The sequence below is a fragment of the Citreimonas sp. genome (assembly GCF_042096055.1).
Lineage (GTDB): Bacteria > Pseudomonadota > Alphaproteobacteria > Rhodobacterales > Rhodobacteraceae > Citreimonas.
Window position 1 is genome coordinate 19,649 of record NZ_JBELMH010000032.1, and the last position, 15,317, is coordinate 34,965.

Below are 15,317 nucleotides of genomic sequence, written 5' to 3' on the forward strand. Positions count from 1 at the left end.
CCGCGTCACACAAGCCGCGGGTTCGGCTTTCCGCCGTCGATTTCGTACTTGTCCAGCGCCTGTTTCAGCGTCTTGTCGTCCACCGCGCCCTCGCGCCACAGGTCGACCATGGCGGCCGCGGCGATGTGGTTGGCGTCCACCTCGAAGAAGCGCCGCAGGTTCACCCGGCTGTCCGAGCGGCCGAACCCGTCGGTGCCCAGCACTGTGAACCGCCCCGGCACGCAGGGCCGGATCTGCTCGGCGTAGTTCTTCATGTAGTCGGTGGCGGCGATGATCGGGCCCTTCACGCCCTCCAGCAGCTCCTCGGCATAGGCGCGGCGCGGCTCGGCGAACGGGTTGAGGCGGTTGAACCGCAGCACGTCCTGGCAGTCGCGCGCCACCTCGTTGAAGCTGGTGGCCGACCAGATGTCGGACGTGACGCCGAAATCGTCCTTCAGCATCTCGGCCGCCTTGATCGCCTGCACCAGGATCGTCCCCGAGCCCATCAGGTTCACGTGCTTCTTGCCCGGTCGGTTGGTCTTGGTCATCCGGTAGAGCCCGCGGATGATGCCCTCCTCGGCGCCCATGGGCATCTCGGGGTGGTGGTAGTTCTCGTTCATCAGCGTCAGGTAAAAGTAGACGTCGTCCTGGTCCTGGTACATCCGCTTCAGCCCGTGCTGGACGATCACCGCCACCTCGTAGCTGAAGGTCGGGTCGTAGCTGATGCAGTTCGGCACCGTGCCCGCCAGGATGTGGCTGTGCCCGTCCTGGTGCTGCAGCCCCTCGCCGTTGAGCGTGGTGCGCCCCGCCGTGCCGCCCAGCAGGAAACCGCGCGCGCGGCTGTCACCGGCGGCCCAGCACATGTCGCCCACGCGCTGGAACCCGAACATCGAGTAGTAGATGTAGAACGGGATCATCGGTACGCCGTGGTTGGCATAGGCCGTCGCGGCGGCGATCCAGTCGGCCATGGCGCCGGCCTCGTTGATGCCCTCCTGCAGAACCTGCCCGTCGGCGGATTCCTTGTAGTACATCATCTGGTCGCGGTCCTGCGGCGTGTAGTTCTGCCCCAGCGGGTTGTAGATGCCCACGCTGCGGAACAGCCCCTCCATGCCGAAGGTGCGGGATTCGTCCGGCACGATCGGGACCACGCGCTTGCCGATCTTCTTGTCGCGCAGCAGCGTCGTCAGGATCCGCACGAACGCCATGGTCGTCGAAATCTCGCGGTCGCCGGTCGATTCCAGCTGGCCCTTGAACTTGTCCAGCCCGGGCACCTCCAGCGCCTCGGTGCTCGGCTCGCGCCGCGGGAAGGAACCGCCCAGCTCGCGCCGGCGCTCGGACATGTAGGCCTTCTGCGCGTTGTTCAGCGTGACGTAGGGGATGTCCTTTTCCAGCTCCTCGTCCGAGACGGGGATCTTGAAGCGGTCGCGCATCTCCTTGAGCTGCTCGACCTGCATCTTCTTCTGCTGGTGGGTGATGTTCTGGCCTTCCCCGGCCGAGCCCATGCCGTAGCCCTTGACCGTCTTGACCAGCAGGCAGGTGGGCTGGCCCACGGACTTCGTCGCGCGCAGGAAGGCGTTGTAGACCTTCTTGGGGTCGTGCCCGCCGCGCCGCAGGGCCCAGATCTGGTCGTCGGTCCAGTCCTTCACCAGTTCGGCGGTCTCGGGGTACTTGCCGAAGAAATGCTCGCGGATATAGGCGCCGTCCTTCGACTTGAAGGTCTGGTAGTCGCCGTCCACCGTCTCGTCCATCAGCTGGCGCAGCTTGCCGGAGGTGTCCTGCTCCAGCAGTTCGTCCCAGCCGCGGCCCCACAGCAGCTTGATCACGTCCCAGCCGGCGCCGCGGAACTCGCCCTCCAGCTCCTGCACGATCTTGCCGTTGCCGCGCACCGGGCCGTCGAGGCGCTGCAGGTTGCAGTTGACCACGAAGATCAGGTTGTCGAGCCCCTCGCGCGCGGCGAGGGAAATCGCGCCCAGGCTTTCCGGCTCGTCCATCTCGCCGTCGCCGAGGAAGGCCCAGACCTTGCGGTCCTGCTTCTCGATCAACCCGCGGTTCTCGAGGTACTTCATGAAGCGCGCCTGGTAGACCGCCATGATCGGGCCCAGGCCCATGCTGACGGTCGGGAACTGCCAGTAATCGGGCATCAGCCAGGGGTGCGGGTAGGACGACAGACCGCCTCCCGCGACCTCGGACCGGAACTTGGTCAGCTCCTCCTCGCTGATGCGCCCCTCCATGAACGAGCGCGCGTAGATGCCGGGCACCACGTGGCCCTGGAAGAACACCAGGTCGCCGCCGTGGATCGCCGACTTCGAGCGCCAGAAATGGTTGAGCCCCACGTCGTACAGCGCCGCCGACGACGCGAAGGACGCGATGTGACCGCCGTACTCGGTGCTGATGCGGTTGCGCTTGACCACCGTGGCCATGGCGTTCCAGCGGTTGATGGTGCGGATGCGCCACTCCATCTCGTGGTCGCCGGGCATGTCGACCTCGTCATCGGGCGAGATCGTGTTCTGGTAGGGCGTGGTCGCGCTGAACGGCAGCCGCGCGCCGGCCGCCCGGGCCTGCTGCACCGCCTTGTCGAGCAGGAAATGCGCGCGGTCCGGACCGTCGCGCAGGATCACGTCCTCGATCGCCTCCTGCCATTCCTGGCTTTCGGTCGGATCGATGTCGCTTGGCTGATCTTTCATGAACCCTCTTCCCTTCTGGCGCCCGGTGCGGTCAGGCCGTTCAAGGCCCTTTTCCCCACGGGCACGGCATCCCTGACGGACAAGTCTGCACACCTCGTCCGGCGTTGCAATCCGGCTCTAGCAGGTAGGGCGACGCGGCGGCAGGCAAGCGAATGCAAAGGCGCCATGCGTCCGGCGCAAGGCTGGCGGGCTGTCCCTAAGCGTTTTGCAGTGCAGCATTTTTCGCGCTGCCCGGCATCGCCGGAACCCGCCGCCGCGGCGCGTTCCGGCGCCCGGTCAAGGGGATGGCGGCGACGGGTTGAAGATGCTGCAGCGCAGCGGCGCGCGCCGTCCCGACCGCCCGCGCCACGCGCGGTCAAGGCCGCGTGATCCGGTGCGCAGCGCGCCCGCTCAGGTGCGGCCGAACAGACGCTCGATATCCGACAGTTTCAGCGACACGTAGGTGGGCCGGCCGTGGTTGCACTGGCCGGAATGGGGCGTCGCCTCCATCTCGCGCAGCAGGGCGTTCATCTCTTCGGGGCGCATCCGCCGTCCGGACCGGATCGAGCCGTGGCACGCGACCCGGCTCAGGATCGCCTCGATGCGCTCCTGCACCAGCTGCGTGCCGCCCATCTCGGACAGCTCGTCCAGGATGTCGTGCACCAGCGCCCTGGCGTCCACGTTGCCCAGCAGCGCGGGAGTCTCCTGCACCGCGACGGCGCCCTCGCCGAAGGGCTCGATCCCCAGCCCCATGCGCGACAGCGTTTCGGCGTGCTCCAGCAGCCGGTCGCGGTCGTCGGCGGACAGGTCCACCACCTCGGGGATCAGCAGCGCCTGCGCCGCCACGCCCCGCTCGGCCATCTGGGCCTTGAGCTTCTCGTAGACCAACCGTTCGTGCGCCGCGTGCTGGTCGACGATGACGATGCCGTCGTCGGTCTGCGCGATGATGTAGTTCTCGTGCACCTGCCCCCGCGCGGCGCCCAGCGGCAGCGCCTCGGTCTCGGGCTGCGGCGCGGGCGCCTCGTCCACCCTTCCTGAAAATGCCTGCGGCATCTCGGCAAAGCCGGGCTGTGCCGGCATCGGCGCCTGCGCGGCGTAGGACGCCCCGCGCGCCGCCGGCCCCGGCCGGTCCATCTGGTAGACGCGCGGCGCCGTGCCTGTCTGGAAAGCCGGCTCGGGCCGCATCGCGCCCAGCGCCGCGCCAGCGACGGTCGAGGACGCCCGGTGCCCCGCCTCGGCCAGCGCGTGCCGCAGCGCCGAGACGATCAGCCCGCGCACCACGCCCGCCTCGCGGAACCGCACCTCGGACTTGGCGGGATGCACGTTCACGTCCACCCGCGCCGGCTCGCAATCGAGAAACAGCGCCACCGCGGGATGCCGGTCGCGGCTGAGGAAATCCGCGTAGGCCCCGCGCAGCGCGCCGATCAGCAGCTTGTCCCGCACTGGGCGGCCGTTGACGAACAGGTGCTGCGCCGTGGCCGAGCCGCGCGAATAGGTCGGCAGCGCCGCGAAGCCGGTCAGGCGCAGCCCCTCGCGTTCGGCATCCACGGCGATCGCGTTCTCGGTGAACTCCGCGCCCATCACCCGCGCCAGCCGGCCGCGCAGCGCGTCGAACAGGTCGCCCGTCTCGGGGTCGGCGCGGAACGTCACCCGCGCGTCGCCGCCCGACACGTCGCGCAGCACGAACCCCACCGCGGGTTCGGCCATCGCCAGCCGGCGCACCACCTCGCCCACGGCCTGCGCCTCGGCGCGGTCGGTGCGCAGGAACTTCAACCGCGCGGGCGTGGCGAAGAACAGGTCGCGCAGCGTCACCACCGTGCCGCCCGAAAGCGCGCAGGGCCGCACCGCGCCCGCCTGCCCGCCGCTGACGGCGATCTCGACCGCGTCGTGCCCCGCGGCGCGGCTTTGCAGCACCAGCCGGCCCACCGCGCCGAGCGAGGGCAGCGCCTCGCCCCGGAACCCGAACGAGTGGATGTCGAGCAGATCCGTACCGTCGATCTTCGACGTGGCATGCCGTGCCAACGCAAGCGGCAGGTCCTCGGCAGTCATGCCGCAGCCGTCGTCGATCACCCGGATCAGCGTCTTGCCGCCATCCGCGATCTCGACCGTCACCCGCCGCGCGCCCGCGTCGAGCGCGTTCTCGACCAGCTCCTTGACGGCCGAGGCCGGGCGTTCGACCACCTCGCCGGCGGCGATGCGGTTCACCGCGCCCTCGTCGAGCTGCCGGATCGTCGGGCGTATGTTGGGGCTGTGCGTGTTCATGCCACAAGACCTAGCACGGCCCGGGCGATTCTGAAAACGCCTTGCGGCACCCGGGCAGACTATTGCGTTGCCGACACGCCGACCACCGGTCGCAAGACTTGCAACGATTTAATGACAGACAGCGTTGGATGATTGCGCTACCTTGTCGCACATCAGACCACAGGAGCTGATCATGCTGGTGCCACGCATCACCTACGACACGATCGTCGCCATCTACGGCGACGCCTTCGCCAAACTCTGGTTCCGTCCCGTCCCGATCACCCAGCGCATCCTCTAGCCGCCCGTCGCCGCCGCGTACCAGTCGCGGATCGCCGCGCGCTCGGCCTCTTCCAACCACGACAGGTTCGCGGGCGGCATCGCGTGGCTCAGTCCGGCCTGCAGATGGATCGCCCGCGCCTGCGCCGCGATCTGGTCCGGCGTTTCCAGATGCACCCCCTTGGGCGCCCAGTGCAGCCCTGGCCAGGCCGGCTGTTCCGCGTGACACATCGAACAGCGCGTCACTACGATCTGCTCGACATCCGCGAACCCCTCGGCCTGCGCGAAGCGCATCGCCGCCCCGTCGGACACCGCGCGCGCATCGCGCGCCAGCGGCGCGGTCGACAGGCCCACGATCGCGATGAACAGCATCACCGTCACCGCCCAGGTCCACCACGGCATCCCCTTGCGCTGGTGCATCGTGTTGAAGAAGTGCCGGATCGTCACCCCCATCAGGAACACCAGGCTGGCGATGACCCAGTTCCACTGGCTGGCGAACGCCAGCGGGTAGTGGTTCGACAGCATCAGGAACAGCACCGGCAGCGTCAGGTAGTTGTTGTGGGTGCTGCGCTGCTTGGCGATCTTGCCGTATTTGGGGTCCGGCTTGCGCCCGGCGATCAGGTCGGCCACCACCACCTTCTGGTTGGGGATGATGATCATGAAGACGTTCGCGCTCATGATCGTGGCGGTGAAGGCGCCGAGGTGCAGCAGCGCCGCCCGCCCCGAAAACACCTGCGTGTAGCCCCAGGCCATCGCCACCAGCACGAAGAACAGCGCCACCATCAGCCCGGTCTGGTTGGCGTCCACGAACACCTTGCAAAGCTGGTTGTAAACCAGCCAGCCGAAGGCCAGCGACGCGACCGAGATCGCCACCGCCTGCCACACCGCAAGATCCATGACCGACGCGTCGATCAGGTAGAACTCGGCGCCCAGATAATAGACGAGCGCCAGCAACACGAACCCGCTGATCCAGGTCCAGTAGCTTTGCCATTTGTGCCAGATCAGCCCGTCGGGCATGTGTTCGGGCGCCACCAGGTATTTCTGGATGTGGTAGAACCCGCCGCCATGCACCTGCCACTCCTCGCCGTCGGCGCCGCTGGCCAGGTTGCGGTCGCGGTGCAGCCCGAGGTCCAGCGCGATGAAATAGAAGCTCGACCCGATCCAGGCGATCGCGGTGATAACGTGCAGCCAGCGCACGGCGAATTCGATCCAGGCGCCCATCGCGGCGAGGTCGTACATGGCAAGTCTCCGAAAATCCGCCGGCACCTTAGACACGCCCCGCGCCGAAGGTCAGCCCCCCGCGCGGGGTCAGGCACGAATTTCGCTCCCCCGGGCTTGCAATACATTCATATTCGTTTATGTGAATGTGACAACGACGAACGGCACAACACGGAAAGGCGACGCGATGTTTACCCGCACCAGCCCCTCGACCGGCCCCACCTCGCCCGAGGTCACCGGCTTCTACGACCCCGACACCGGGTCCATCATGTACGTGGCCGCCGATCCGGCCACGAAGAAGGCCGCCCTGATCGACGTCGTGCTGGACTTCGATCCCGAACACGGCCGCACCCGCACCGACAGCGCGCAAGAGGTGCTCGACTTCGTGCGCGACCAGGGCCTGACCGTGGAATGGGTGCTCGACACCCACCCGCATGCCGACCACATGATGGCCAGCGCCTGGCTGAAGGAACAAACCGGCGCGCCCAACGCGATCGGCGAGAAGGTGCGCGACATCGCGGGCCTCTGGGCCGGCTACTACAACCTGCCGAAGGCCTTCGACGCCGACCGCGACTTCGACAAGCTGTTCGCCGAGGGCGACACCTTCGCCATCGGCGACCTTGCGGTGACGGTGATGTTCTCGCCCGGGCACACGCTGGGCTCGATCACCTACGTGATGGGCGACGCGGCCTTCGTGCACGACACGTTCATGCACGTGGATGCCGGCACCACGCGCGCCGATTTTCCGGGCGGCGATTCCGGCCAGCTCTACGACTCGCTGATGGCGATCCTCGCCCTGCCCGACGACACGCGGCTCTTCGTCGGCCACGACTACCCGCCCGTCGGCGACCGCAAGGACCCCGCGTGGGAGGCGACCGTGGCCGAGCACAAGGCGCACAACAAGCACCTGGGCGGCGGCACGCCGAAGGCCGCGTTCATCAAGCTGCGCGACGAACGCGACGCCACGCTGAACCTGCCCGACCGCATGCTGCACGCACTGCAGGTCAACCTGCGCGGCGGCCGGCTTCCCCCGGCCGAGGATGACGGGCACTCTTACTTCAAGATTCCCGCGAACAAGTTCTGAGGAGGACCCGATGAAGACCGAAACCGTAGGCGACGCCACCTTCGAGACCTGGACCCCGGACGAGGTCCAGGCCGCGCTCGACAAGCACGAGATCGTCCTGATCGACGTGCGTACGCCGCAAGAGTTCATGTTTGAGCATATCGAGGGCGCGCTGCTGATGCCGATGGCCTTCTTCAAGGCCGACGCGCTGCCCGGCCAATCGGAAAAGAAGATCGTCTTCCATTGCGGCTCGGGCGCGCGCTCGGAAAAGGTCTCGCGCGCCGCGATCGAGGCCGGCATGACCCAGGTCGCGCACATGGAGGGCGGCTTCGGCGCGTGGAAGCAGTCGGGCAAGCCGCACATCACCACGAACATGGCCACCGGCGCCCCGCAGCGCAAAGCCTGACCGGTGGACCCGAACGAAAGGCGGGGGCGGACATCCCATGTCCGCCCCCGCTTCGTCGTCTGCTTTAGGCTCGCGGCGACCGGGAATCCCTAACGAATCCTGAATCCGTCTCTGCAAGCCATTGAATTTCCTAGGGCGCCCCGGTGTCCCATCGTGGGACACCGAATTCTTCGCCTCAGGCCGCGCGGCTGCCGGCCTTCATCAGCCCCTCGCGTTCCAGCTGGGCATGCGCCTCGTCGAGGCTGGTCCAGGCCCGCTCGATCAGGGTGTCGATCTCGGATTTCGAGATCACCAGCGGCGGCGAGATGATCATCCGGTCGCCCACGTGGCGCATCACCAGGTTGTTGGCAAAGCACCGCTCGCGGGTGATCAGGCCCACCGTGCCCGCCTCGGCCTCGAAGGGCGCGCGCGCCGCCTTGTCCGGGGTCAGCGCGATCGAGCCCATCATGCCCACGATCTTCGCCTCGCCCACCAGCGGATGGTCGGTCAGGCTCTCGAACTTCTCCTTGAGGTAGGGCGCCGTCTCCTCGCGGACGCGGGTGACAATCCCTTCTTCGTCGAGGATGCGCAGGTTCTCCAGCGCGACCGCGCAGGCCACCGGGTGCCCGGAATAGGTGTAGCCGTGGTTGAACTCGGTGTCCGAGATCACGCGCGCCACCTCGTCCGACAGGATCGACCCGCCGATCGGCTGGTAGCCCGACGACAGCCCCTTGGCGATCGTCATGATGTCCGGCGTGATCCCCATCGTCTGGCTGCCGAACCAGTTGCCGGTCCGCCCGAAGCCGCAGATCACCTCGTCCGCGATCAGCAGGATGCCGTATTCCTTCACGATGCGGCTGATCTCGGGCCAGTAGGTCTCCGGCGGGACGATCACCCCGCCCGCGCCCTGCACCGGCTCGGCGATGAAGGCCGCGACCTTGTCCGGCCCGATCTCGAGGATCTTGTCCTCGAGCTGCTTGGCCATGGCGAGGCCGAACTCCTCGGGGCTCTGGTCGCCGCCGGCCGACCACCAGTCGGGCTGGTCGATATGCGCGATGCCCGGGATCGGCATGCCGCCCTGCGCGTGCATGCCCTTCATGCCGCCAAGCGACCCCGACCCGACCGACGAGCCATGGTAGGCGTTCCAGCGCGAGATCACGACCTGCCGCTCGGGCTGGCCCTTCTCGTGCCAGTAGGTGCGCACCAGCCGCAGGTTGGTGTCGTTCGCCTCTGAGCCCGAGCCCGCGAAGAACACGTGGTTCAGATCGCCCGGCGCCAGCTCGGCCAGCCGCGCGGCGAGGTTGATCGCCGGCACGTGCGTGGTCTGGAAGAAGGTGTTGTAGAACGGCAGCTCGCGCATCTGGCGCGCCGCGGCATCCGCCAGCTCGGACCGGCCGTAGCCGATGTTCACGCACCACAGGCCCGCCATCCCGTCGAGGATACGATTGCCGTCGCTGTCGGTCAGCCAGCAGCCCTCGGCGCGGGTGATGACGCGCGCGCCCTTGCCGCGCAGACCCGCGCCGTGGGTGAACGGATGCATGTGGTGAGCCGCATCCATCGCCTGCAGCTCGGCGGTGGGCGAATTCGGCGTGAGAATGGTCATGGGAAGCCTCCGGAAACTTTCGCGGCAGAATATGATCAAATTCCGGCGCGGTCAATCGAATCGCGGCCGGGCACCCCGCCGCACTCAGAGGCTCTGGGCGATCAGCGCCATCCCCTGCGCCACGTCGTCCCGCATCGCCAGCGCCGCGGCCTCGGCATCGCCGGCGCGCAGCGCGGCGGTCAGTTCCTTGTGCCGGTCGGGCAGGTTCGCTGTGCCGATGCGCCCGCAGACCACGCGCAGCGACGGGCCGAACCGCAGCCACAGAGAATCCGACAGGCTGGTCAGGATCGGCGCGTCGGCCAGCACGTTCAGCCCGGCGTGAAAGCGGTGATTCTCGCGCAGGTACAGCGGGATGTCTCCGCGCGCGATCGCGCGATCCAGCCGGGCGTCGGTGTCGTCCAGCGCGGCAATCGCGTCGGGATGCGCCGCACCTGCGGCCCGAGACGCCAGCATCGGCTCAATCGCCAGCCGCGCCTCGGTCAGCTCCGATACCGCGGCTGCATCCAGCACGGGCACCGCGATGCGGCGATTGCCCAGCGATTTCAACGCGCCTTCCGCCGTCAGGCGGCGCAGCGCCTCGCGCACGGGCGTCATCCCGGCGTCGAGCAGGGTCACCAGCCCCTGGATCGTGACCGCCTGCCCGGGCTCGATATCCCCGAACAGGATCATCTCGCGCAATTCGCGGTAGACCTGTTCGTGCGCCGGCAGGCGCGGGTCCGCTGCCGTGATATTCATCGCGCTGCCTCCTTGCGCTGCGGCATCGTTGGTGTCGTCTTGCGCGCGACACCGACGCATGAAAGCATCGCAGGTGTTGCCAAACCGCGCAACGTTTGATCAAATTCGCGGATGACGGGGCGAAGACCCCGCACCTTTCGGGAGAAGCACATGAAGACCATCGTTCAAGTGACCGCGACCCTGGCGCTGGCCGCCGGCGCCGCGAGCGCGCAGGAAGTCCGCGTCTACAACTGGTCGGACTACATCGACGAGGAATTGCTGACGAAGTTCGAGGAAGAGACCGGCATCGACCTGATCTACGACGTGTTCGACAGCAACGAGGTCCTCGAGACCAAGATGCTGGCCGGCGGTTCGGGCTACGACGTCGTGGTGCCCACCGGCACCTTCCTGCAGCGCCAGATCCAGGCCGGCGCGTTCCAGCCGCTGGACAAGTCGCAGCTGCCCAACCTCGACAACATGTGGGACACGATCGAAGAGCGGACCGCGGTCTACGACCCGGGCAACGAATACTCGATCAACTACATGTGGGGCACGACCGGCATCGGCGCCGACGTCAACAAGGTCACCGACATCCTGGGCGAGGACGCGCCGCTTGGCAGTCTCGACCTGATCTTCGACCCCGAGAACATGGAGCAACTGGCCGAGTGCGGCGTGATGTTCCTCGACGCGCCGACCGAGATGATCCCGGCCGCGCTGACCTATGCCGGCCTCGATCCCGACCGCAAGGACGAGGAAGCGCTGGCCGCGGCCGAAGAGGTCCTGATGGCCGTGCGTCCCTACGTGCAGAAGTTCCACAGCAGCGAATACATCAACGCGCTGGCCAACGGCGACATCTGCGTGGCCTTCGGCTGGTCCGGCGACATCCTGCAGGCCCGCGACCGCGCGGCCGAGGCCGAGAACGGCGTCGAGATCGTCTACAACGCGCCCGAGGAAGGCGCGCTGATGTGGTTCGACCAGATGGCTATCCCGGTCGACGCACCGAACCCCGAGGCCGCGCACACGTTCCTGAACTTCATCATGGACGCGCAGAACATGGCGCAGGCGACGAACTACGTCTACTTCGCCAACGGCAACGAAGCCTCGCAGGAATTCCTCAACGAGGACGTGATCGGCGACACCGCGATCTACCCGTCGGCCGAGGCGCTCGAGAACCTGTACACGGTCACGCCGTTCCCCCCGCGCGAGCAGCGTGACCTGACGCGCATGTGGACGCGCGTCAAGTCGGGCACCTGACACCAACCGATGGCCCGCCCCGCGCGTTCGGGGCGGGCCCTTCCTCGACCGGATTCCCGCATATGGCACAGACCGTCTTCGCCCCTTGGGAAGACCCCGAGGAGAAGCCCCTTATCGAATTCCGCAACGTGACGAAGCGCTTCGGCGATTTCGTCGCCATCGACGACCTGTCGCTGTCGATCTACCGCAAGGAATTCTTCGCCCTTCTCGGCCCGTCGGGCTGCGGAAAGACGACGATGATGCGCATGCTGGCGGGGTTCGAGGATCCGAGCGAAGGCGCCATTTTGCTGGAAGGCCGTGACATTTCCGGCGTGCCGCCCAACCGTCGCGCCGTGAACATGATGTTCCAGAGCTACGCGCTGTTCCCGCACCTGTCGGTCTGGGACAACATCGCCTTCGGCCTGAAGCGCGAGGGCCAGCCCAAGGACAAGATCGCCGCCCGCGTCGACGAGATGCTGCGCCTGACGCGTCTGACCAAGTTCTCGGGGCGCAAGCCGCACCAGATCTCGGGCGGGCAACGGCAGCGCGTGGCGCTTGCCCGAAGCCTCGCCAAGGCGCCCAAGCTGCTGCTGCTCGACGAACCGCTGGGCGCGCTCGACCGCAAGCTGCGGGAAGAGACGCAGTTCGAGCTGATGGATATCCAGGAGAAGACAGGCACCACCTTCGTCATCGTCACCCACGACCAGGAAGAGGCGATGACCGTCGCGAGCCGGGTCGCCGTGATGGACGAGGGGCGCATCGTGCAGGTCGCCACGCCCTCGGTCATCTACGAGGCGCCGACATCGGTCTACGTGGCCGATTTCATCGGCGACGTGAACCTGATCCGCGGCACTGCGCATGCCCGGCCCGAGGCCCCTGCGTCGGCGGTCGAACCCGTGGCAGAACCGCTTGCGCCCGAACACGCGGCCGCCGAGCCCGCCGCCACGCCCGACCCGGCGGCACCGGACCCCGAGGCACCCGCGGCCGAGGCGCCGCTTCCCGTCGATCCGCGCGCGCCGCAGCCCAATGCGCTTGGCGAGTGGCTGCACGACAGGGTGCTGTTCCCGATCATCGGCCGCCGCAAACCGCAGCAGAAGCTGCTGCCCGCGCCTTCGGCCGAGGAACGCGCCGCAGCACCCAGGCGCGCCGCACCGTCGGCCGCCAGTACCGCGCGCAGCGACGATCCGGACACGATCCAGGGCGGCGGCATCGCCATCGAATGGGCCGAGGGCCAGCCGCCGGTGATCGCGACCAACGGCGACGCGGCGCTCGATGGCAAGCCCGTCGTGCTGGCGCTCCGCCCCGAGAAGGTCAGCATCGGCAAGACCGAACTCGACACGCCCAACACGCTGCGCGGCAAGGTCATCGACATCGCCTATCTCGGCAATATCTCGACCTACCACGTGCAGTTGGCCAACGGCGCGATGATCAAGGCGCAGACGGCCAACACCCGCCGCTTGTCGCGCCGCGACATCACTTGGGAGGACGACGTCTGGGTCGGCTTCTCGGCCACCGCCGGCGTGGTGCTGGAAGAATGAGCGTCGAAGAGGCCGAGACCCGCCACCGGGGCGAGGCGCTGCGCAAGGCGATCCTGATCGCCGTGCCTTACATTTGGCTGCTGGCGCTGTTCCTGGTGCCCTTCGCGATCGTCGTGAAGATCTCGCTGTCGGACATCGCGCTGGCGCGCCCGCCCTACATGCCGCAGCTCGACCTCTCCGCCGGTCTCGCCGGCCTGCGCGACTTCTTCGCGGCGCTCGACTTCGAGAACTTCGTCTTCCTGACCGAGGACGATCTCTACTGGATGGCTTATCTCAGCTCGCTGCAGATCGCCGCCGTTTCGACGATCATCACGCTGCTGGTGGGCTACCCGATCGCCTACGGCATGGCGCGCGCCGCGCCCGAATGGCGGCCCACGCTGCTGATGCTGGTGATCCTGCCGTTCTGGACCTCGTTCCTGATCCGCGTCTATTCGTGGATGGGCATCCTGTCGAACGAGGGCACGCTGAACTCGCTGCTGCTGTGGCTGGGCGTGATCGACGCGCCACTCCAGATCATGAACACCAACATCGCCGTCTATATCGGCGTGGTCTATACCTACCTGCCGTTCATGATCCTGCCGATCTACGCGACGCTGGACAAGATGGACGCCTCGCTGCTGGAAGCCGCCGAGGATCTGGGCTGCTCGCGGACCAAGGCGTTCTGGCTGGTCACGCTGCCGCTGTCGAAGGGCGGCATCATCGCCGGCTGCTTCCTGGTCTTCATTCCCACGATCGGCGAATTCGTGATCCCCACCCTGCTGGGCGGGTCCGAGACGCTGATGATCGGCAAGGTGTTGTACGAAGAGTTCTTCTCGAACCGCGACTGGCCGGTGGCCTCGGCGGTGGCCGTGGTGCTGCTGCTGATCCTGATCATCCCGATCGTGCTGTTCCAGCGCAACGAGCAGAAGCAACGGGAGGCCGAGGGATGAGGGGCTTTTCCTGGTTCAACGCGACCGCGCTGACGCTGGGCTTCGCGTTTCTGTACCTGCCGATGATCCTGCTGGTGATCTACTCGTTCAACGAAAGCCGGCTGGTGACCGTCTGGGCGGGCTTCTCGACCAAGTGGTACGGAGAGCTGCTGCGTGACGCCGAGTTCCTCGACGCCGCCTGGATCACGCTGCAGGTGGCGGTGTTCTCGTCGACCATCGCCACGGTGCTGGGCACGATGGCCGCCTATGTGCTGATCCGCGCCGGCCGCTTCCGGGGCCGCACGCTGTTCTCGGGGATGATCTACGCCCCGCTGGTGATGCCCGAGGTGATCACCGGCCTGTCGCTGCTGCTGCTGTTCATCGGCCTCAACATCGACCGCGGAGTATTTACGGTGGTGCTGGCGCATACCACGTTCTCGATGTGCTACGTCTCGGTCGTGGTCTCGTCGCGGCTGGCCACGTTCGATCGCGCGCTGGAAGAGGCGGCGCTGGACCTCGGCGCCTCGCCGTTCCACGCCTTCCGGCTTGTGACGCTGCCGATCATCGCCCCGGCGGTGATCTCGGGCTGGCTGCTGGCCTTCACCCTGTCGCTCGACGATCTGGTGATCGCCAGCTTCACCACCGGCCCCGGCGCCACGACCCTGCCGATCAAGATCTTCTCGGCCGTGCGTCTGGGCGTCAGCCCGCAGATCAACGCGCTGTCGACGCTGATGATCGCGATCGTCGCCATCGGCGTCATCACCGCGTCGCTGATCTCGAAGCGCGCGGCGGTCCGGCAGGCGCGCGAGGAACTGGCCGGGCAGCGCACCGCGGAATGAAGCGCCTCTACGAGCCCGCCGCCTATGGCCCGCAGGGCGCCTGCTGGTGGGCCGACACCGTGTCGGCCGACCCGTGGCAGCAGCTGCAGAGCGACATGCGCTGCGACGTGGCCATCATCGGCGGCGGTTTCACCGGTCTGTCGGCGGCGCTGCACCTCGCGCAGGACGGCATCGACGTCGCGGTTCTCGAGGCCGAGCATGCGGGCTGGGGGGCTTCGGGGCGCAACGGCGGCTTCTGCTGCCTCGGCGGCGCCAAGGCACCACGTTCGCTGCTGCTGCGCCGGCACGGGGCCGAGGGCCTGGCCGAATGGCGCAGGGCGGAAATGGCGGCGGTCGAGCTGGTCGACGGGTTGCTGCGCGAACACGGCATCGACGCCGACCGGCACTCCGAGGGCGAAACGCAGCTTGCGCACACGCCGAAGGCTTGGGCGCGCCTGCAGGCCGGCGCGGACGAGGCGCGCGCCGATTACGGCGTCGCGCCCACGCTGATCCCGCAGGACGCGCTGGCCGAGCACGGTCTCGGCGGGCCGTGGTACGGCGCCGCCACCACGCCGATCGGCTTCGCGCTGAACCCGCGCAAGTACCACGCGGGCCTTGCCCGGGCCGCTCAGGGCGCCGGCGCCGCGCTGTACCAGGACAGCGCCGTCACCCGGCTGC

The 15,317-nt window shown here is 67.7% G+C and carries 12 protein-coding genes and 1 pseudogene; 8 read left to right on the forward strand and 5 right to left on the reverse strand.

What is annotated here, in order from left to right; genetic code table 11:
• Window positions 1–5 precede the first annotated feature (5 nt).
• The 3 genes from aceE to ACFDTC_RS09165 all read right to left on the reverse strand — a co-directional run bounded on the left by aceE (window position 6) and on the right by ACFDTC_RS09165 (window position 6,398).
• Window positions 6–2,663, reverse strand: coding sequence for a pyruvate dehydrogenase (acetyl-transferring), homodimeric type (gene aceE / locus ACFDTC_RS09155; protein WP_375258571.1), 2,658 nt, complete (start codon window positions 2,661–2,663; stop codon window positions 6–8).
• 390 nt (window positions 2,664–3,053) lie between these two features.
• Complete coding sequence (gene mutL, locus ACFDTC_RS09160; RefSeq protein WP_375258572.1) at window positions 3,054–4,904, reverse strand: DNA mismatch repair endonuclease MutL; 1,851 nt, start codon at window positions 4,902–4,904, stop codon at window positions 3,054–3,056.
• Window positions 4,905–5,177: 273 nt separating this feature from the next.
• Complete coding sequence (locus ACFDTC_RS09165; RefSeq protein WP_375258573.1) at window positions 5,178–6,398, reverse strand: urate hydroxylase PuuD; 1,221 nt, start codon at window positions 6,396–6,398, stop codon at window positions 5,178–5,180.
• 166 nt (window positions 6,399–6,564) lie between these two features.
• On the opposite strand from ACFDTC_RS09165, the gene ACFDTC_RS09170 reads away from it, so the two are divergent.
• Both ACFDTC_RS09170 and ACFDTC_RS09175 read left to right on the forward strand, forming a co-directional pair.
• Entirely contained in the window at window positions 6,565–7,461 is an 897-nt protein-coding gene (locus ACFDTC_RS09170) for an MBL fold metallo-hydrolase (protein ID WP_375258574.1), read from the forward strand.
• Window positions 7,462–7,471: 10 nt separating this feature from the next.
• Complete coding sequence (locus tag ACFDTC_RS09175) at window positions 7,472–7,846, forward strand: rhodanese-like domain-containing protein (protein WP_375258575.1); 375 nt, start codon at window positions 7,472–7,474, stop codon at window positions 7,844–7,846.
• A gap of 175 nt (window positions 7,847–8,021) precedes the next feature.
• Here the strand turns inward: ACFDTC_RS09175 and ACFDTC_RS09180 are convergent, their stop codons facing one another.
• Entirely contained in the window at window positions 8,022–9,428 is a 1,407-nt protein-coding gene (locus ACFDTC_RS09180; protein WP_375258576.1) for an aspartate aminotransferase family protein, read from the reverse strand.
• Between the two features lie 84 nt (window positions 9,429–9,512).
• Window positions 9,513–10,163 carry a GntR family transcriptional regulator gene (locus tag ACFDTC_RS09185; RefSeq protein ID WP_375258577.1) on the reverse strand — a complete coding sequence of 217 codons (651 nt, stop codon included), beginning with the start codon at window positions 10,161–10,163 and terminating at the stop codon, window positions 9,513–9,515.
• A gap of 150 nt (window positions 10,164–10,313) precedes the next feature.
• Between ACFDTC_RS09185 and ACFDTC_RS09190 the strand changes: the two genes are divergently transcribed.
• The 6 genes and pseudogenes from ACFDTC_RS09190 to ACFDTC_RS09215 form a co-directional block, all read left to right on the forward strand.
• Window positions 10,314–11,396 carry a polyamine ABC transporter substrate-binding protein gene (locus tag ACFDTC_RS09190; protein WP_375258578.1) on the forward strand — a complete coding sequence of 361 codons (1,083 nt, stop codon included), beginning with the start codon at window positions 10,314–10,316 and terminating at the stop codon, window positions 11,394–11,396.
• 62 nt (window positions 11,397–11,458) lie between these two features.
• A pseudogene (locus ACFDTC_RS09195) lies at window positions 11,459–12,239 on the forward strand (ABC transporter ATP-binding protein); the annotation flags it as partial.
• Window positions 12,240–12,661: 422 nt separating this feature from the next.
• Window positions 12,662–12,913 (forward strand): TOBE domain-containing protein, encoded by a 252-nt coding sequence (locus tag ACFDTC_RS09200; protein WP_375258582.1) that lies wholly within the window; start codon window positions 12,662–12,664, stop codon window positions 12,911–12,913.
• A gap of 38 nt (window positions 12,914–12,951) precedes the next feature.
• Complete coding sequence (locus ACFDTC_RS09205) at window positions 12,952–13,842, forward strand: ABC transporter permease subunit (protein ID WP_375258583.1); 891 nt, start codon at window positions 12,952–12,954, stop codon at window positions 13,840–13,842.
• Complete coding sequence (locus ACFDTC_RS09210) at window positions 13,839–14,660, forward strand: ABC transporter permease (protein ID WP_375258579.1); 822 nt, start codon at window positions 13,839–13,841, stop codon at window positions 14,658–14,660. Before ACFDTC_RS09205 ends, ACFDTC_RS09210 begins: the two co-directional genes overlap by 4 nt.
• A partial coding sequence (locus ACFDTC_RS09215; RefSeq protein ID WP_375258580.1) for an NAD(P)/FAD-dependent oxidoreductase occupies window positions 14,657–15,317 on the forward strand: 661 nt, incomplete at its 3' end. The genes ACFDTC_RS09210 and ACFDTC_RS09215, both read left to right, overlap by 4 nt.

Bases quoted from the DNA above. Each gene is read 5' to 3' on its own strand.
- aceE (WP_375258571.1), bottom strand. From the start codon at position 2,663: ATGAAAGATCAGCCAAGCGACATCGATCCGACCGAAAGCCAGGAATGG.
- mutL (WP_375258572.1), bottom strand. From the start codon at position 4,904: ATGAACACGCACAGCCCCAACATACGCCCGACGATCCGGCAGCTCGAC.
- ACFDTC_RS09165 (WP_375258573.1), bottom strand. From the start codon at position 6,398: ATGTACGACCTCGCCGCGATGGGCGCCTGGATCGAATTCGCCGTGCGC.
- ACFDTC_RS09170 (WP_375258574.1), top strand. From the start codon at position 6,565: ATGTTTACCCGCACCAGCCCCTCGACCGGCCCCACCTCGCCCGAGGTC.
- ACFDTC_RS09175 (WP_375258575.1), top strand. From the start codon at position 7,472: ATGAAGACCGAAACCGTAGGCGACGCCACCTTCGAGACCTGGACCCCG.
- ACFDTC_RS09180 (WP_375258576.1), bottom strand. From the start codon at position 9,428: ATGACCATTCTCACGCCGAATTCGCCCACCGCCGAGCTGCAGGCGATG.
- ACFDTC_RS09185 (WP_375258577.1), bottom strand. From the start codon at position 10,163: ATGAATATCACGGCAGCGGACCCGCGCCTGCCGGCGCACGAACAGGTC.
- ACFDTC_RS09190 (WP_375258578.1), top strand. From the start codon at position 10,314: ATGAAGACCATCGTTCAAGTGACCGCGACCCTGGCGCTGGCCGCCGGC.
- ACFDTC_RS09210 (WP_375258579.1), top strand. From the start codon at position 13,839: ATGAGGGGCTTTTCCTGGTTCAACGCGACCGCGCTGACGCTGGGCTTC.